At 73.5% G+C, this 18,002-nt stretch carries 15 protein-coding genes; 8 read left to right on the top strand and 7 right to left on the bottom strand.

Annotation, left to right across the window (positions count from 1 at the left end):
• Positions 1-160: 160 nt before the first annotated feature.
• Together ABZ780_RS06650 and mycP are read left to right on the top strand one after the other, a co-directional pair.
• Positions 161-502 (top strand): MarR family winged helix-turn-helix transcriptional regulator, encoded by a 342-nt coding sequence (locus ABZ780_RS06650; protein WP_357484769.1) that lies wholly within the window; start codon positions 161-163, stop codon positions 500-502.
• A 50-nt stretch (positions 503-552) separates the two neighbouring features.
• On the top strand, positions 553-1,788 hold the full coding sequence (gene mycP / locus ABZ780_RS06645) for a type VII secretion-associated serine protease mycosin (RefSeq protein ID WP_357484766.1): 1,236 nt from the start codon (positions 553-555) through the stop codon (positions 1,786-1,788).
• Between the two features lie 60 nt (positions 1,789-1,848).
• On the opposite strand, the gene ABZ780_RS06640 is transcribed toward mycP, so the two are convergent.
• The 6 genes from ABZ780_RS06640 to eccCa all read right to left on the bottom strand — a co-directional run bounded on the left by ABZ780_RS06640 (position 1,849) and on the right by eccCa (position 10,177).
• Entirely contained in the window at positions 1,849-3,186 is a 1,338-nt protein-coding gene (locus ABZ780_RS06640; RefSeq protein ID WP_357484763.1) for a WXG100 family type VII secretion target, read from the bottom strand.
• A gap of 15 nt (positions 3,187-3,201) precedes the next feature.
• On the bottom strand, positions 3,202-3,765 hold the full coding sequence (locus tag ABZ780_RS06635) for a hypothetical protein (RefSeq protein WP_357004343.1): 564 nt from the start codon (positions 3,763-3,765) through the stop codon (positions 3,202-3,204).
• A gap of 40 nt (positions 3,766-3,805) precedes the next feature.
• Positions 3,806-5,302, bottom strand: coding sequence for a S8 family serine peptidase (locus ABZ780_RS06630; protein ID WP_357484760.1), 1,497 nt, complete (start codon positions 5,300-5,302; stop codon positions 3,806-3,808).
• Between the two features lie 83 nt (positions 5,303-5,385).
• Positions 5,386-5,664 (bottom strand): WXG100 family type VII secretion target, encoded by a 279-nt coding sequence (locus ABZ780_RS06625; protein WP_357004337.1) that lies wholly within the window; start codon positions 5,662-5,664, stop codon positions 5,386-5,388.
• A 25-nt stretch (positions 5,665-5,689) separates the two neighbouring features.
• Positions 5,690-5,998 (bottom strand): WXG100 family type VII secretion target, encoded by a 309-nt coding sequence (locus tag ABZ780_RS06620; protein ID WP_357004334.1) that lies wholly within the window; start codon positions 5,996-5,998, stop codon positions 5,690-5,692.
• 213 nt (positions 5,999-6,211) lie between these two features.
• Complete coding sequence (gene eccCa, locus ABZ780_RS06615) at positions 6,212-10,177, bottom strand: type VII secretion protein EccCa (protein ID WP_357004331.1); 3,966 nt, start codon at positions 10,175-10,177, stop codon at positions 6,212-6,214.
• A 164-nt stretch (positions 10,178-10,341) separates the two neighbouring features.
• Here eccCa and eccD point away from each other — a divergent pair, with 164 nt between their 5' ends.
• The gene (gene eccD / locus ABZ780_RS06610; protein ID WP_357004328.1) at positions 10,342-11,739 is read left to right on the top strand and encodes a type VII secretion integral membrane protein EccD; all 1,398 of its coding nucleotides are present in this window, start codon (positions 10,342-10,344) and stop codon (positions 11,737-11,739) included.
• A gap of 16 nt (positions 11,740-11,755) precedes the next feature.
• Here eccD and ABZ780_RS06605 read toward each other — a convergent pair whose 3' ends face one another.
• On the bottom strand, positions 11,756-12,943 hold the full coding sequence (locus tag ABZ780_RS06605; RefSeq protein ID WP_357004326.1) for a type VII secretion protein EccE: 1,188 nt from the start codon (positions 12,941-12,943) through the stop codon (positions 11,756-11,758).
• Between the two features lie 159 nt (positions 12,944-13,102).
• Here ABZ780_RS06605 and eccB point away from each other — a divergent pair, with 159 nt between their 5' ends.
• From eccB to ABZ780_RS06580, 5 genes are all read left to right on the top strand, one after another.
• On the top strand, positions 13,103-14,689 hold the full coding sequence (gene eccB, locus ABZ780_RS06600; protein WP_357004324.1) for a type VII secretion protein EccB: 1,587 nt from the start codon (positions 13,103-13,105) through the stop codon (positions 14,687-14,689).
• Between the two features lie 87 nt (positions 14,690-14,776).
• Entirely contained in the window at positions 14,777-15,145 is a 369-nt protein-coding gene (locus tag ABZ780_RS06595) for a hypothetical protein (protein ID WP_357004322.1), read from the top strand.
• Complete coding sequence (locus tag ABZ780_RS06590; RefSeq protein WP_357004320.1) at positions 15,138-16,427, top strand: WXG100 family type VII secretion target; 1,290 nt, start codon at positions 15,138-15,140, stop codon at positions 16,425-16,427. The genes ABZ780_RS06595 and ABZ780_RS06590 overlap by 8 nt, the downstream gene beginning before the upstream one ends.
• 171 nt (positions 16,428-16,598) lie before the next feature.
• Complete coding sequence (locus ABZ780_RS06585) at positions 16,599-16,952, top strand: hypothetical protein (protein ID WP_357004318.1); 354 nt, start codon at positions 16,599-16,601, stop codon at positions 16,950-16,952.
• Positions 16,953-17,201: 249 nt separating this feature from the next.
• Positions 17,202-17,999: a hypothetical protein gene (locus ABZ780_RS06580; protein ID WP_357004315.1), complete on the top strand. Its 798-nt coding sequence runs from the start codon at positions 17,202-17,204 to the stop codon at positions 17,997-17,999.
• Positions 18,000-18,002 lie beyond the last annotated feature (3 nt).

The raw sequence follows: 18,002 nt of genomic DNA, 5'->3' as shown, positions 1-18,002 counted from the left end.
CCCGCACGTCGGCCGGACCGGCGGCGGGCGCTGGCTCCACGTTCACACGCACCGCAAGATGCGTCAAGATATGCGTGATTTAGATTTCATACGTTGGCCCTCGGCTCGGGCGCAGATGACGCGCGGGAGACGGGGCGGACAACCGGAGAGGCGATCCACCATGACGAACACGGCAACGGCCGGCGACAGCACCGGCAGCGGCCGGAACTGGACATTCCTCACGAACCACGGCCATGTCCTGCTGGCCATCGCCCGTGATCCCACCGCTCGGCTGCGGGACGTGGCGGCCGAGGTCGGCGTCACCGAACGAGCCGCGCAGGCCATCGTCGCCGACCTGGAGGCGGGCGGTTACCTGCACCGCACCCGGGTCGGACGCCGCAACGAGTACACCCTCAACCCGGCCGGTCGATTCCGGCACCCCGCCGAGGCCTACCGCCAGGTCGGTGACCTGCTCGCGCTCTTCGCCGACGCGCCCGCCGCGGACGTCGCGCACCAGCCCTGACCGTCGCCGCCGGGCCGCTGCCCGATGCGACGCGGCGGTAACCTTTGCGAGTGCGCGAGAGCCTGCCGTTGAGCGCGACCGACCGGTCCCGCCACGGCGTCCGAGCAGTCCTCAGTGGAACGCTGGCGGCCCTGCTCGGCGCCGCCCTGGTGGTCCCCGCCTCCCCTGCCGTCGCGGCACCGCCCACCTGCGGCCCGGCCGGGGAGGACGGCCTGGTGGAGATGCCCTGGGGGCTGCGCCGGCTGGACCCGGCGTCCGCGTGGCCGCTCTCCCGGGGCGCCGGGGTGACGGTCGCGGTGATCGACTCCGGGGTTTCCGCCATCCACCCCCTGCTGAAGGGCCAGGTCCTCGCGGGGCGCGACTTCAACGACCTGCCGGCCAACCAGGGCCAGTGCGACCTGGCCGGTCACGGCACGATGGTGGCCGGCATCATCGCCGGCCAGGAGGGCACGGGGGCACCCTTCAGCGGCGTCGCCCCGGCGGCCCGCATTTTGCCGATCCGGGTTCTGCCGGACGCCAAGGGCACCAACGACGAGGCCCTGCCGGGGCAGATCGCGGCGGCCATCAACTGGGCGGTCGACAACGGCGCCGACGTGATCAACCTCTCCCTGGTCACCCTGCCCCGCCCCGAGTTGGCGGAGGCCGTCGAGCGCGCCCTCGCCAAGCGGGTCGTGCTGGTCGCCGCAGCCGGAAACCGGCAGGAGCAGCAGGAGGACAAGCCGGCCTACCCGGCCGCGTACCCCGGGGTGATCGCGGTCGCCGGTGTGGACGAGCAGGGCGGCCACGTGGGCACCTCGGTCAGCGGCGCCTACGTCGACGTCGCCGCGCCAGGATTGAACATCGTCGGCCCGGCACCGGGCGGGTCCGGCTACCGCGCCGAACCGACAGGCGGCACCAGCTTCGCCGCCGCGTACGTCTCGGGGGTGGTCGCGCTGGTTCGGGCCGCCCACCCGGACCTCACCCCGGAGCAGGTCGCCGACCGGCTGGAACGGACGGCGGACAACCCACCGGAAGGGCACAACACGGAGATCGGCTACGGCGTGGTCAACCCGTACCGGGCGGTGTCGAGCCTGCTGGGCACCCGCTCGAACCCGCCGGCCGACGCGCTCCCGGCACCCGCCGGCACGGCCGACCCGCTGGGCTGGCAACGCACCGCCGCGCTCTGGGCCGCCGTGGTCGGCGGTCTGCTCGCTGGGCTGCTGCTGATCGCGCGACCGATCGTGGCGCGGGGCCGCCGACGCGGCTGGCGCCCCGGCCGACGCCCCGACACATCGGTCACCGGCTGACCGGACGACAGCGCCGGTGCCGATGCGGTGGAGCGCATCGACACCGTGGCGCCCAAAGCTTCAGCGCAGGACGCCGGAGGTCCCTCCGCCGTCCGCACCCCACACGTCCTCGTCCTCCTCCAGCCAGGTGTTGCGGGGAGCCTCCTCCTCGCCGTAGCCGGCACCGCCGCCGCCCATCCCGGCCATTCCGCCAGCGCCTCGGGCACCCGCACCCCGACCGCCGGCACCGGCACCCGCGGCGCCCCGACCGGCACCGCCCCGACCGGCACCGGAGCCGCCCGCGACGCCACCCATTCCGGGTGCCATGCCGCCGCCGCCCAGCTTGCCGCCCGCGCCGAGCCGGCCACCGGAGCCTCCGCCGCGACCGGCACCCGCCGCGCCGCCGCCCATCATCGGGCCCATGCCCGGGGCGACCGGCCGGCCGATCGCGCCGCCGCCGGCGAGAGCGCCGGCACCGGCCCCGGCGCTGCCCAGGCCGCCGCCGCTGCCGAGCCCGCCGCCGGCGGACCCGAGGCCAGCCGAGCCGAGGCCACCGCCACCGGAGCCCAGGCCGGGCGTACCGCCGCCGGCACCCGCGAGGCCGCTGCTGAATTCCTCATCCAGCCCGCCCGTGCCGGGTACGCCGCCGGTGCCCGGGTAGCCGCCCGTGCCGGGGCCGTACTCGCCCGTGAGGGCGGGGTGGACGCCGGAGCCGCCGGGCGGGTTGCCGGTGTCGAACGCACCGAGCGACGGCTTGGCGTTCGTGCCGCCGATGTCCGGGCTGCCGCCGATGTCCGGCACACCACGGACACCGCCGCCACCCCCGCCGCCGGTGTCCAGATTCGGCTGCTGACGGGTCGGGTCCCCGGCGATGTTCGGGGTGGCGCTGCCGGGTGTGCCCGGCGCGATGGCCTGATACTCGCCGCTGACCCGCTGGTAGACGTCGGCCGCATCCTTGGACCTGTCGTTGATCCAGTCAGCGACCGCGCTCACCGGGTCGAGCCAGCCGAGGAAGTCCGGTGCGACCTTCGCCTCGAAGAAGCCGACGCTGAGGGTCAGCTTGGCGTTGCGCGCCTCCAGTACGTCGTTGACGCAGGTCGCCGGGATCGGGAAGTCCCGCTGGGCGGCGGTGAGCTTGTCGGCGGCGGTCTTGAGCGACTGGACGATGCCGGTGCCCTTCTCGGCGTCCGTCACGAGTTGGCCGGTGTCCTTGGCGATCTGCTCGACGTGAGCCTTGAACGCCTCGTACGCAGGGCCCTTCCAGGTCGTGCCCAGGTCCTTGATGTTGGTATCGAGACTCTGCTCGATGTTGTTGAGATTCTTGATCAACTGTTCCCAGCCGAGGGCGGCGCTCTCCACATCACCCGGCCGGCCGTCGATGACGACCTTCTGGCACATCTCTTCCCAGCTCAGGCCCATCTACCGTCCCCCGTCCTAACGGCCGTCGCCGCGGCCGGCCACATCGCCGAAGACCCGCTGCATGTCGGCGGCGGACATCCGGTTCTGCTCTTCCGCCGTCTCGTAGTTCTGCTTGACCTGACGCAGCGCCTCGGCCGCGTCGTAAAGACTTTGGGCGAGCTTCTGCACGCCGGACTCGGTGTCCCGGTAGAGCCCCTGGTGCTTGGCCGCCAACCGGCCCGCCCAGTCGAACCCGCCGAGTGGGCTGGCCTGGCCGCCCACCCCGCCCGCCACGCCGGCGGTCGCACCGCCCATCAGGTCCTGGATGTCGACCATGTTGTAGGAGAGCTTGTTCAGGTAGGCCGCGTGGGTTTCCAGCCATCCGATCGCCGAGTCGAGACTTGTCGCATCCCACTCGGTCTTGACGCCGGCCTCGCTGGGGGCGGTGACCAGACCCTCCGGCGTCGCGGCGTGGTTGACGTTGTCGATCTCGAAGCCGGTCACGGCCAGACCCGACGTCGGCATCCCCGCCACCGGGACCGGGATGTAGATGTCGTCGTTCTTGAACCGTTCCGGCTGGCTGGTCCTGTCGTCCGTCATCGGTCCCCTCCCCGAAACCCTGACTGGTGGTCTGCGCTCACTACTGCTGCGTGCCCGGTGGCGGAGGCGCCTGGCCCGGCCCCGCCCACCCTCCCGGCGGCGGCGCGGCCTGCACCGGAGGGTGCCCCGATGCCGGCTGACCCGGCGGCGGGTAAGCAGGCTGGCCCGGCGGCGGACCGTACCCCGGAACGGGTTGCTGCGGCGCGACGTGCCCCGCCGGGGTCTGCCAGCCGGCCGGGCCGGCGGGCCAGCCCGGCGGCTGCGGCGGACCGGGTGCGCCGGCGGGCCAGCCCGGCGGCGGCGGACCGGTTGCGCCGGCATACGGGCCGGTCACGGCGGGCGTACGCCGCTTGCGGCGCCTGAGCACCACCAGCAGGACGACCAGCGCGATGATCGGCAGGGCCAGGCAGAGCACGACCTGGACGATGGCACCGACCTTGTTGGACACCCCGAACTCGACCGCCGGACCGTCGTCGTCGGCGGGACGGGCCGCGCCACCGGGACGGGTCGACTCGGTCGAACCCTCCAACAGCGGGTTGGCCGTCACCGGTGGCACCGAGCGGGTCAGCGCGGCGACCGGGTCGACCGCGCCGAAGCCGAACTGCGGGTCACGGCCCGCCGGCCCGGCATCGCGAGCCGTCCTGATCAGCCGGTTGATCACATTAGCGGCGTCCAACTGCGGATACTCGGCGCGGACCAGTGCCACCACCCCCGACATGACGGCGGCTGCCGAGCTGGTGCCGCTGCCCACCGAGTAGCCGTTCGACGAGACCGTCTTGGGCGCCGGCGCGATGATGCTCTCCATCGGTGCGGCGAGCACGGTCTCCGGGCCGCGCACTGAGCCGGCGAAGAAGCCGCCCCGTTTGTCCAGACCCGAGACGGCGATGACGCCGGGGATGTTGGCGGGCGTGGTGACCTGCCGGTTGCCCTGCTCCACGTTGCCGGCGGAGGCCACCACCACGGCGTCCTTGCTCAACGCGTACTGGATCGCATCCACCAGCTCCGGGGGCGGCGTGCCCTCCCCGGAGCTGATGGAGATGTTGATGACGTCGGCACCGGCGTCCGCCGCCCACCGGACCCCCAGGACGAGGTCATCGCTGTTGGACCTGGCCCCCATCGAGACCGGGAGGATCTTGGCGGCCGGGGCGATGCCCAACTGACGCATCGGGCCACCACCACGTGCGGCGACGATGCCGGCCATCGACGTGCCGTGCCCCTTTTCCCGGTCGTCGTCACGCCGCCCGTCCGGCGCGGCCCCGGCGTTGACACCGTGCCCCGCCAGCACCTGACCGCGCAGGTCGGGATGGGTGGCGTCCACCCCGCCGTCGATGACGGCGACCACGACACCCTTGCCCTGCGTGATCTTGTGCGCCTGGGGGATCTTCAGCGAGTCGAGATACCACTGCAGGCCCCGGACGGTGTCGGCGGCCCGCGCCGGTGCCGGTGCGACAGTCGCGACGGGGGCCAACGCGGCGCAGAACGCCAGCGCGGCCGCAGCAGTGACCCGTGCCGATCGGAAACGCTTCCCCGTACGCATCGCTCTCCCAGAACCTGTGCCGACGCCAACGCAATGCGGCTCCGGCCCGGTCGAACCGGACCGGAGCCGCACCGGCGATTGTCTCAGCCCCACACCTTGGAATTGCTCATCTCGGTGGAGACGTAGTTTTCGCGGGCGATGCCGACGGCGCCACCGATCTCGTTCAGGACCCGGTTGATGTCCCGGACGGCCTGGTCCCACTTCGCCTGGTGCTGCTCGTAGGCAACCCGGTCCTCGCCGTCCCACTGGAGCTTGGACAGCATCGACCGCAGCGTGTCGAGCTTCTCGTCGATGGTCTTCGAGATGGCCTGCATCTGCTGGTTGCTGCTCTCGAGGACCGCGTAGTCAACCTTGATCGTCACGACTTCCTCCTCTGCTGGCTACGGATCACGGGTTGAGAGCGGAGTGGAACTTGTCCAGCATCTGCTGCTGCTCTTCGTCGTTGACCTGGTGCGTCGTACCCGACTTGTCGAGCAGGTCCGCGATGCTGTCCATCGCGGTCAGCAGCTTGGCGGTGTCCTCGTTCCAGCGGGTCATGAGCCCCTGGAAGCCCGTGGACGCCTGACCCTTCCACGCCATGGCCAGGTCGTCGACTACGTTCCACAGCTTCTTCAGCTCGCCGTCGACCTCGCTGCGCGTGGACCGCACGTCACTCGCGGCAGTATGCAGAGTCGCAGCTTCGACCTCGAACGCCATGCTTCACACCCTTCCGTCATGTTGTGGCGGCGGCTTTGCCGCGCCCCTCCCCCGCGGCAAGGCATCGACACCCCACCGACGGACACTCCAACAGAGACGGTAGCGGAGTCCGTCCAGTCCTCGCAGCCCTGGTCGGCGGCAGTCGATGGATAGTGACGAATCAGCCAACATGAGTGGAGCAGCTGAGCCGACGCCCGCTGCCGCGCCGCCCGATCAGGACGGCTCGGACCAAGCGGTCTGGATGAGCTGTTGGCCGTCGCGGCGACGGACCAGGGTGCCCCGGCCGGGCGGCTGCGGGCTCGGACGCAACGTGCCGAAGACCGCGCCCTCCTCCCGGCTACCGGACATCAGCAGGCCGGGCGAATCCAGCTCCCGCAACCGTTGCAGCACGGGCTCGTAGAGCGCCCGGGACACGCCACCCACCCGCCGCGTGACGATCAGGTGCAGACCGATGTCGCGGGCCTGCGGCAGCAGCTCCTGCAGGGCGCTGAGCGGGTTGCTGCCACCGGAGGCCACCAGGTCGTAGTCGTCGACCAGGATGTACAGGTCCGGACCCTTCCACCAGCTGCGATCGCGCAGTTGGGCGGTGGTCACGTCGGGGCCGGGCAGCCGGTTGGACAGGGCGCTGCGAATCGAGCCGAGCCCCTGGGCGAACGCCTGGTTGGACGGCGCGTAGTCCAGCAGGTGCTCGCCCTCCACCGCGCCCAGCAGCCCACGCCGGTAGTCGGCGATCACCAGCCGGGCCTGCGCGGGCGTGTACCGCTCGGTGATGCCCCGGGCGATCAGCCGCAGCAGGTTGGTCTTGCCGCACTCGGCGTCACCGAAGACCGTCAGGTGCGGCTCGCTCGCCAGGTCCAGGTAGACCGGCGCGAGCGCCGACTCGTTGACACCGATCGGCAGGCCGGGCGCCGACCGGTCGATGATCCGGGCCAGCTCGGCCACCGCGAGTCGGCGCGGCAGCAGCCGCACCTTCGGCGCCGGGCGTCCCGGCCAGTTGGCCGCCACGTGCCCGGCCAGCGCGATCGACGCCTCGCTCAGATCCTCGATGTCCCGACGGCCGTCGATCCGCGAGATGGCCGTGAGGAAATGCAGCTTGTCCCGGGTCAGACCGCGGCCGGGCGACTTCTCCGGCACGTTCATCGCCGACCGGCGGTCGATCTCGGATTCGGCCGCGTCACCCAGGCGCAGTTCGAGTTTGGTGCCGAGCAGGTCCCGCATGTTGATCCGGATCTCCGCCCACCGCACCGCGGTGAGCACCACGTGCACGCCGAAACCGAGGCCCCGGTTGGCGAGCGTCGTGATGGTCTGCTCCAGCTCCTCGTACTCCTGGCGCAGCGTGTTCCAGCCGTCCACCACCAGGAACACGTCGCCGAACGGGTCGTCGGCGAACTCACCGGCCGCCCGGCGACGGCGGTAGCTGGCCACCGAGTCGATGCCGTGCTGGGCGAAGCGCGTCTCCCGCTCGTCCAGCACGGCGACCACCTCGGCCACCGTCCGGCGCACCGCCTCGACGTCCCGCCGGCCGGCCACCCCGGCCATGTGGGGCAGCCGCTCCAGGCTGCGCAGCGCGCCGCCGCCGAAGTCCAGGCAGAAGAACTGCACCTCGCGCGGCGTGTGGGTGAGCGCCAACGAGGCGAGCAGCGAGCGCAGCATGGTGCTCTTGCCACTCAGCGAGCGACCGACGATGACCACGTTGCCACCGGCCCCGGCCAGCTCGACCATCATCGGGTCACGGCGTTGCTCGTACGGACGGTCCACCACGCCGACCGGCACCGTGAGTCGACCCCGGCCCGGCCAGGACGCGGTGCACAGCCCGTACGTCGGGTCGACGGCCAGCGGGCCGAGCAGCTCACCCAGGCCCGGCGGGTCCGCCAACGGCGGCAGCCACACCTGGTGCGCCGGGCGGCCCCGGCCCTTGAGCTGGTCGATCAGCACGTCCAGCATGGCGACGGCCTTGCCGTCGGCCGGCTGCTCCGGCTCCGGTGCGGTGTCCAACGGCACCTGCGGGGCCTGCGCCGGCAGGAAGTCGACGCCGTACGGCACGATCCGGCGCTGCACCAGGGCCTGCGACGCGGATGCCTGCTGGCCGGGCACCCGGTACGGCCCGGAGACGTACGCGGCCCGGAACCGCAGCATCGTGCTCGTGTCGGTCTTCAGGTAGCCGTGCCCCGGCGCGTTCGGCAACTCGTACGCGTCCGGCACGCCGAGCACGATCCGGCTCTCCACCGCCGAGAAGGTGCGCAGACCGATCCGGTACGACAGGTGGGTGTCCAGGCCGCGCAGCTTGCCCTCCTCCAGCCGCTGGCTGGCGAGCAGCAGGTGCACGCCGAGCGACCGACCCAGCCGGCCGATCATCACGAAGAGGTCGATGAAGTCGGGCTTGGCGGCGAGCAGCTCACTGAACTCGTCACAGATGATCAGGAGGCTGGGCATCGGCGCGAGCGGCTCGCCGGCCGCGCGGGCCTTCTCGTACTCGAAGCGGGAGACGTAGTTGCCGGCCGCCCGCAGCAGCTCCTGCCGGCGCACCATCTCACCGGCGAGCGCGTCGCGCATCCGGTCGACCAGCGGCAGCTCGTCGGCCAGGTTGGTGATCACCGCGCTGGTGTGCGGCAGCGCCTCCAGCGAGGCGAACGTGGCACCGCCCTTGAAGTCCACCAGGACGAAGTTCAGCTCCTCCGACGAGTGGGTCACCGCCAGCGCGGCCACCACCGTACGGAGCAGTTCGCTCTTGCCGGAGCCGGTCGCACCGATCACCAGACCGTGCGGACCCATGCCCTCGTGCGCCGACTCCTTGAAGTCCAGCTCGACGACGTTGCCGTCCGGCCCGACGCCGAGCGGGATGCGCAGCCGGTCACGGTGACCGCGCGGCCGCCAGGTCTGGTGGACGTCCACGGCCGCCGCGTCGCCGACGCCGAGCAGGTCCGGCAGCTCCATGCTGCGGGCCAGCGGCTCCTCGCTGCTGGTCTGCTGCTGGGAGAGCCGGTACGGGGCGATCTGCCGGGCCAACCCCTCGGCGGCCTCGGCGGTGAGCCCGTCCGGTCGACCCAGCCGCGACGACGACTTGCCCCGGACCAGGTCGAGTGAGCTGCCGTCGCCGACGTCCAGACAGAGCAGCCAGCGACCGGCGTCGCGCGGCACCGTCCCCGAGAGGTCGATCGTGGTGGCGCCCAGCAGGCCCTGGCCCACCAGCTGACAGGTCGGTGCGATCTCGCCGCCGTCGATCACCACGACGAGGTGCGGCGCGGTGGTCAACGGCTTGGCCTCGGCCGCGAACCGGGGACGCCCGGCCAACTCCCCGGCGAGCGACTCCTCGGCCTCGGCCAGGCTGGCGAAGACCAACCGGCGGGCACCGGCCGCGTCCGTCCGGCCACTGTGGTGGGCGTGCGGAAGCCACTTCACCCACCCCCAGGCCGACTGCCGGTCGGGCGCGGCGACCACCGCGATCACCAGGTCGTCGGGGGCGTGGAAGGTCGCCAGCTGCCCCAGGGCCGCCCGGGTCAGGTCCAGCACCGGCTCCCGGTCGCCGCGCAGCACCACCCGGCTGAACGCGCGGACCGAGAGCGCGGTCGGCAGCTCGGGCACGGTGGAGTGCGCCCGTACGAACCGGCGCAGCGCGATGGCGCTCATCGGTTCCAGGTCCTCGACCGGCTTGGTCTCCGGCGGGACGATCTCGACCGCCAGCCGCTGCGGGCCGAGCGCAATGCGGGTCTCGCCGAAGTCGTCCTCGGTGATCCGCCGCTCCCAGAGCCGGCGCGACGCCGCGATCGACCAGAGCGCGTCCGGCTCCGGGTGTCGCCAGGCCATCGCCGCCCGCTGCTGCTCGGCCGCCCTGCGGGTGCGCTTGCGCATCTGGGCCAGGTAGCGCATGTAGTCGCGGCGGTCGGCGTTCAGCTCGGCCTTGTCGTTGCCGCCGCCGTTGGCCAGCGAACCGATCGCCATGCCGAGCATCGAGACGCCGAAGAGCCCACCGGCGACGTACGTCATCATGCCGCCGCCCCGGCCCGCGTAGAGGAAGGCCATCGCGCCGACACCACAGACCATCGGCAGGATCATGAGCAACTGCCCCATCCCGCGGGGTGTCGGCTCAGGCAGCTCGGGCGGCGACTCCAGCAACACCTCGCCGCGTGGCAGGGCCGGCCCCGGCTGGCGCGGGAGTCTGCGGAACACCACCGTGCTCACGGCTGTCTCCTCCCCAGAAGCGGCCTGATGACGTGCCGTCGCGGATCGAAGCCCGCGGGTGGGCACTGTACGTGCTCGTCATCGTAGGTAATCTCCCGTGGGCGCGGTGCACCCGCACTGCGGCACCGCGGCCCGCCGATCGTAGATGGACCCAGGAGGCCACTGTGGCGACGAAGACGGCGACTGGTGGCTTGAGCCGGATCACCATTGTGGCTCCCCGTACCCGGATGGATCTGGCCCTTCCGTCGGACGTACCGATGGCCGATCTGCTCCCCACCCTGCTGCGCTACGCCGGTGAGGACCTGGCCGACGAGGGGGTGCGGCACGGCGGCTGGGCGCTGTCCCGGCTGGGCGGCGCACCCCTGGACGGCGGGCGCACCGCCGCGCAGCTGGGCGTACGCGACGGCGAGGTGCTGTACTTCAACCCCCGGTCGGCCGCCGCGCCGGAGATCGTCTTCGATGACGTGGTGGACGCGGTCGCCACCGCGACCAACCAACGCCCCGGCTCCTGGCAGGTCGGCGCGACCCGGTCCTTCGCGGTGCTGTTCGCCGCGGCGGCGTTCGGCGCCGGCGCGTTGGCCGCTCTCTTCGCCGGCCCTCCGCACCTGCCCGGCGCGCTGGCGGCCCTGCTGGTCGCGGTGGCGCTGCTGGTCGGCGCGGCGGTGCTCTCCCGCGCCGCCGGTGACAGCCGGACCGGCGCGGTGCTGGCCGTGGTCGGCCTGGTGTACGCGGGCGCCGGCGGCCTGCTGCTGCTCGCGGGCGACCGGCGGCTGACCGAGCTGGCCAGCCCGCACGCCCTGCTCGCGGCCACCGCCGTGGTGGTCTTCGGGGCGGTGGCCGTGCTGGCTGTCGGTGACCGCTATCCGCTCTTCTTCGCCGCGCTCGGGGTGGGTGCGGGTGCCGGGCTGGGCGCGTTGCTCTGCCTGGCCTTCGGCCTCGACGCCGCGGCAGCGGCAGCCGTGGTGGCGACGATCGCGTTCGGCGCGGTGCCGGCGCTGCCGATGGCGGCCTACCGGCTGGCCCGGCTGCCGGTGCCGTCGATCCCGACCGGCCCGGAGGACCTGAAGACCGACAGCGAGTCGGTCGACGGCCGTCAGGTGCTCGAACGCAGCGACCGGGCCGACCAGTTCCTCGCCAGTCTGCTGTGGACGGTATCGGTGCTGGTGCTCGGCGCGGAGTTGGTGCTGGCCCTGGACGGCCGCCTGCCGGCGGTGCTGCTGTGCCTGGTGCTGGCCCTGCTCTCGCTGCTGCGGGCCCGCCCGCTCCTCGGCCGGGCCCAGCGCATCCCGGTGCTGCTCGCCGGCACGGTCGGGCTGGGCCTGACCGCCGCGGCCACCTTCGCCGGCGGCTCGCTGCTGGTCCGGCTCGGTCTGATCCTCGGCGGCCTGCTGCTGGCGGCCGTGGTCAGCCTGATCTACGGCCTGACCGTCGCCGGCAAACGCATCTCACCGGTCTGGGGCCGGCTGCTCGACATCGTCGAGATCATGCTGATCATCTCGCTGGTCCCGCTCGCCTTCTGGGTCTGCGGCCTGTACGGCTGGATCGTCAACCTGCGGCCCTGACCCGCCGACAACCTCGTCAGCGTGGCTGCCGGCGGGCGGTGTCGCCCGGCGCCGACGCGACCGGCGCACTGGCGTACACACCCGGGCCGTGCTGCCCGTCCAGCGGCCGGGCCGGGACGCCGGCCCGCTGTGCCACGTCCCGCACGACCTTGACCAGCGCCTCGACGTGGTTGTCCATCGCCGCGACGCGGAGCAGCGGCGCCGCCACGCGGCCGTTGGACGAGACCGCCGCAGCCACCGTGTGGGACGGCGCCGACGTGGCGGTGATCGCGTCCACCAGCGGGCCGAGCGGGGTGTCCGGCCGACCGCGCAGGGCCAGGCAGCGGTGCGTCCAGCCGCCGCCGCGCAGCCCCAACCAGGTCTCCGTCGGCGGCTCCGGGACCAGATCGAGACCGGCGGCCGAGACCACGGCCGCGCGCAGCTCGTCGCGGCCCAGCGCCCGATGGGCGAGCCCGGCGGCCGTCAGCGCCTTGCCCAGCCGGCCGATCCCGGCGGCCAGCGTCCGGTGGACGCCGGGCAGCCCGCCGCCCCGACTGACCGTCTCCACCCGGGCGTCGCGGACCGTGAGCCGCAAAGCCACCCAGACGGTCCGGTGCGCCGCCGGCGGCGCACCGGGGGCCGGGTACCAGACCAGGGTGTGCGCGACGACCTGAGCCCGGGAGACCGGCGCCGAGAAGTCGGCGAGCACCCGCATCGCCCGGTCCACGGTGGACGCCTCGACCGAACCGACCGCCGCGCCGGTCGCGGGTTGCAGGGCGACCGCCGCGAACCAGCCCTGGTCGTCCTGCCCGATGCCCAGCCGGGTGCCCCGGTCGGTCAGCTCGATGACGCTCAACTCCGGCGCGAGCGCGGCCAGCCGGGGATCGGCGGTCGCACCGCCGGCCAGCGCCGCCGCGGCGCGTTCGCGGCGTCGACGCAACCGGCGGCGCAGCAGCACGTCCTCGAACCACCAGCGCCCACCCCGCCGGGCGAACACCGCCACCACGACCAGCGCCGCCACGGCACCCACCACGGCGAGCAGCCAACTCGGGCCGGCCGTCGCGGCCCAGACGGCGACCGCGCACACCTCCAGCACGACGAGCTGGCCGACCAGCACCGGGCCGATGCGGCCCCGGCCCGGCCGGTCGGCGGTCGGGGCCACCCGCGCCGGGACGTCGGACGGGCTCGTGACCGCTCGGGCGGGTCGCGCCTGAACCTGCGTCATCGCTGACTGTCCCTCCTGCACGATGTGGCTCTGCGCCGGAAGGCCCGGCGCCGACCAAGGCGGCGGGCCCGAGGGCCGGCCGTCGGCCCCTTATCGTAGGGAAGTCCGCGTCGGCACCCCGACCTGATCGTCGCGGATCCACCCCGCCGGAGGTAAGTCATGCGGACCCGCCGCGATCAGGTGCAGGCGTACCGCTTCGTCACCCGCCGGATCGTCTCCGCTCTCCTGTCGGGCGACCCGGAGACCACGAACCTGCCGATGCGACGGCTCGGGATGGCCGTCTTCGGCAGTGCGATCGCCGCGGCCGTGGTGCTCGGTGGGGTGGGCGCCTACGGCCAGTTGACCGGGAACACCGCGCCGCTGGACGAGAACACGCTGGTCATCGAGCGTGAGACGGGCGCGACGTACGTGTTCGTCGAGGGCAAGCTCCACCCGACGCTCAACTACACCTCCGCCCGGCTGATCCTCAACGAGCCGGCCCCGGCCGTCCGGACGATGTCCCAGGCCTCGTTGCGGGACCGGCCGCGCGGTCGCACGGTCGGCATCGTCGGTGCCCCGGACGCGTTGCCCGACCGCAAGTCGTTGACCGGCCTGCCATGGTCGGTCTGCGACGTGCCCGATCCCGTCGACCCGCGCCGCTCCACCACCCGCGTCGTGATCGACCGCGCACTGCCCGGAGGCGCGCCGTTGGGCGACCGCGCGGTCCTGGTCACCGTGGACGGTCAACGGCACCTGCTCACCGGCAACTCCCGACTCGAGGTGCTCGGCGGGGATCAGTCGATCGCGGCGCTGCGGATGACCGGCACCGCGCCGCTGCCGGTCGGGCAGCAACTGCTCAACGCCCTGCCAGCCGGGCCGCCGCTGCGCAAGCCGTCACTGCCGGGCATCGGTGACCGCAGCGGGCTGATGGTGGCCGACCGGCCGGCCACCATCGGGCAGGTGTTCCGGGCGGCCGGGCAGCATTACGTGCTGACCCGGGAGGGGATCGCCTCGATCAGTGAGATCACCGCGCTACTGATGATCAGCGGCGGCGGTCAGATCACCGACATCACGCCGGATCAGGCCGGCCGACTGCTGACCGACCAGCGGGTGGACCCGGACGGGATGCCTCGGGCGCTGCCGACCCTGCACCAGGCCCGGGCCGGACAGACGCTGCTCTGCGCTACGTACCGGGCCAGCAGCGGAGGCGGCCCGCCGACCACCACGCTGGAGGTCTTCGACCGGGCACCGGCCGAGTTGACCGCCAACGAACCGGACTCGGTGCCAGTGCGGCAGACCAACCGGGACGCGGTCCGTACGGCCGAGTCGGTGCTGTTGCCCGGCGGCAAGGGCGTGCTGGCCCAGGCCGCACCCGGGGCCGGGACCAGCGGCTCCGGCGCCGCCGGGTCGACGGTCTACCTGATCAGCCCGCAGGGCATCCGCTATCCGCTCGGGTCCGGCGAGACGCTGGGGGCGCTCGGCTACGAGGGCGTCACGCCGCTGGCGGTGCCCGGCTCGCTGCTCGCACTGATCCCCACCGGGCCGACGCTGGACCGCCGGGACGCGCGTGCGCACTTCTCGCCCGGCGGCACGCCGGCGACCGACCCGGTTCCGCAATCGACCTCGTCCGCGCCCGCCTCGTCCGCACCCGCCTCGTCCGCGCCCGCCTCGTCCGCACCCGCCTCGTCCGCACCCGCCTCGGGTGCCCCGACGAGCGGCGGGACGGGCGGCGGGGCCCCCGGGGAATCGACCGACGCCGACGGCTGAGCGGCCAATACGGGTCGCCGAGGCTTGGTGCGGTGGACTAGCCTGGTTTCGCTGACGGTTGTCAACCAGAACGACGGGGATGTTGCCATGACCGGGCGTACGGAAGTCGATCTGCTGTCCCTTGAGGACTTCCACCAGCACCTGGCGGCGCGGCTGAGTCAGGCCGAGGCGGTGCTGCGCAAGCTCAACACCGAGATGCAGTGCAGCCCTCCGGCGTTGGGCCTGTTCACCGACGCCACCCAGAACGCCCGCCGATACAGCGCCGTGCACCAGTCCTACGTGGAGCAGGCTGAGCGACTCCGGCAGGCGCTGCTGGCGGCACAGCAGGCGACCAGCACCATCTTGGCCAACTACCGCACCGCGGAGGCGCGCAACGCGGCCAACGCCACCGACATCACCGCCGCGCTGACCGGGGTCGATCGGGCGTTGCAGCCGAAGGGGGATGGGCGTGTCTGAATACACCCAGCGTTACCAGGGCAACAGCCACCAGCAGCTGTACGACGCGGTGATGGCCGGTGAGCCCGAGCAGATCGAAGCGCTGGCCGCCAAGTGGGCCACGCTCAAGGGCATCCTGGACAGCCTCAGCCGGGAGCTCAGCGGCGACCTCGCGAAGCTCGGCAACAGCTGGACGGGCTCGGCGGGCCGGGAGTTCCAGCGGCGGCTGACGCTCATCGTCGACCACACCGACGCGCTCAGCGAGGGGATGTCCGGCGTCCAGCAGGGCCTGACCATGATGGCCGGCCAGCTTCGCACCGCCCACAAGAAGGCGGAGAGCCCGGACGAGACCGACGACAACGACCGCGCGATCTCCGGCGCGCTCAAGGGCGCCGTCTTCGGTCTGCCCGGTGCGGTCGTCGGGGGCGTCATGGGCCACCAGCAGGACAAGGCGGAGCAGGAGAAGGCCCACCAGCGGATGGTGAACGTGGTGGCCGAACTGGCCGCCGGTTACGACCTCTCCGCCTACGACCGCGTGGTCGATCCGCCGCATCCCCACGCCGAGACGCCGAAGACGACCAACCAGGACCAGACGACGCCCCGCGGTGTCCCGGCCACCGACACGCCGTCCGCCGCTCCCACCGCCACCAAGTCCACCGCGCACACCGGCGGCGCGACCGTCGCGCCGACGCACTCGTCCGCCTCGCCGGTCCCCGGCGGCGGGACCGTCACCGGCGAGGTGGGCGGCACGACCACCGGCGGCACGCCGGGCGTCGTCACCGGGCCGGGCGGCTCCGAGGGCACCACCTCCCTCGCCGGGGCGGACCCGCTGCTCGGCGGGGCCCTGCTCGCCGGCGGCACGGCCGGGCTGGTCGGCCTGTCCGGGCCGACCACCGCGCCCGCCAGCGCCGGGTCCGGCCCGGGTCTGCTCTTCGGGGCACCGGGTGGGGCACCGGCCGGCGGCGTGCTGCGCACCTCCGCGCTGGCCGGTTCGAGCAGCACGCCCACCGTCTCGGCCCGACCGGCCGGTGGTGCTGCCGCAACCGAGGCCCGTTCCGCCAGCGGAGTCGGGCGCGGCATCGACGGTCGGCGCGGTGAGGCCACCGGTCGGTCGGCCGCTGCCGGTAGCGGCCGGCCGGGTTCCGGCCGCGCGGCGGGCGCCAACCGCCCCGGCATTCTCGGCGGGCACGGTCAGCCGACCGACGACGAGTCCGACGAGCGGCTGACCTGGCTGACCGAGGACGAAATGGTGTGGCGGGACAGCGGGGACGCCGCGCCGCCGGTGCTCGGCACAGCGGGCTGACCGCTCCGCCGTCGGCGAGGCCGCACACGACGCCCCGGTGACCCCTGCCGGACCCGGTCCGCCAGGGGGCACCGCGGTTCGGTCCATCCACAGTAGGCACAGTGGCGGCGGTCACTCTGATCGCACGGCTTTCATGCGGCACCACGCCGAGTCGGACGATAGGTTTGTCGGGTGCCGTCCGCGAACCTGGTCCACCCAACTCGGTGGGTCACCCTGCGGTCACTGCGGGAGCTGACCCGGCTGGCGTTCACCGCGCTGGTGCTCGCGGTCGGCCTCAGCGGCGCCCTCGCCGCGACACCGCCTCCCGCCCCGACGCAGCCGAGCGCCGTGAGCAGCCGGGTGGACACCCTCCGGCCCGAGGCCGCTCCGACCGCCGACCACGCGAGCCGGCCGATCCCGTCCCGCCCGGCCGACGGAATCGTCACCGCCACGGCAGCCGGCCCGGTCACCGCAGCGCTGAGGCACGCGCCGTCCGTCGAGCCCGGCCGGGGCACACCGCCCCGACGCGGCCCACCCACCCGCTGACCCAGGCCGCCCGACGATCCGCGCGACCCGACCCCGGGTCGCGCGTCCGGGCCCTCGGTGCGCGGTACGACCCGCAGCCTGAGGTCACCGGGCCGCACATCCGCCCAGCGATGATCGTCCTTGGCCGGCCATCCGGACAGCCCCCTCCCGACCGCTCGGAGCCGACCGCGTCGACATCAGTCGATCAGCGGCCCGGCGCGCTCAGGACCCATCCGTCGATACCCGTTGTTCGACCGCGAGGTGCTGATCATGCAGACCGTCCTCTCCGCCCTCCAACCCGACGTGCCCCGGGCCGCCGCCATCTGGCTGGGCCTGCTCGGGGTGGTCGTGGTCGCTGTCTCCGTCCTCCTGCTGCGACCCGGCCGGCTCCGCCTCGACCCGGCCGCCCGGATCCGCGACGCCGCCATGCCCAGTCAGGTCGAAGAGGCGCACGAGGAGCGGGAGCAGAGCCGCTACGCGCAGGAGGTCGGCGTGGCCGCCGAGCGCGCCACCACCACCGCCCAGCGCCGACGGGCGGAGTGGCTGGCCGCTCAGGAGACGGCCGAGGCCGCCTGGCAGGCTCGTGAGGCGGCCGAGGCCGGCGTCCGTCGGCTCAGCGGCGCGGCCGCGATGCCGCTGCCGTACACCGCACAGACCCCCTCCGAGTACGCCGACCGCGAGCGCTTCCTGCATCGGGCCGCGCTGACCGCGTACTGGCGGCAGGAGCTGTCGGTGGAGCAGCTCAGTGACGTCTTCGCGCACCGCGACGGCTGGGATCCGCGGCTGCACCCGGTCGAGCAGGAGCTCGTGTTGCAGCGGGCGATCCGCGACAATCTGGCGGCCCGGCACGTCGCCGCCCAGGAGCGGGAGCAGGCCGCCTGGCGGGCCGCCGAACTGGCCGTGGCCGCGGCCCGCAGCCTCCGCGAGGAGGCCCACGCCGCGACCGGACGACGGGTGGCGGAGTCGGCCTCGGTGCTGCCGCTCAGTGAGGTCGTCCGGCCGCCGGCCGAGCCGACCCGGGAGAACGTCGTGGTCGCCCGTGGTTCGGCGGCGGTTCCCGCGTTCTGACCG

This window comes from Micromonospora sp. NPDC047467, from assembly GCF_040643095.1.
Classification (GTDB): domain Bacteria; phylum Actinomycetota; class Actinomycetes; order Mycobacteriales; family Micromonosporaceae; genus Micromonospora.
The sequence above is the reverse complement of the archived record's forward strand: the minus strand, read 5'-3'. Positions and strand labels throughout refer to the sequence as shown.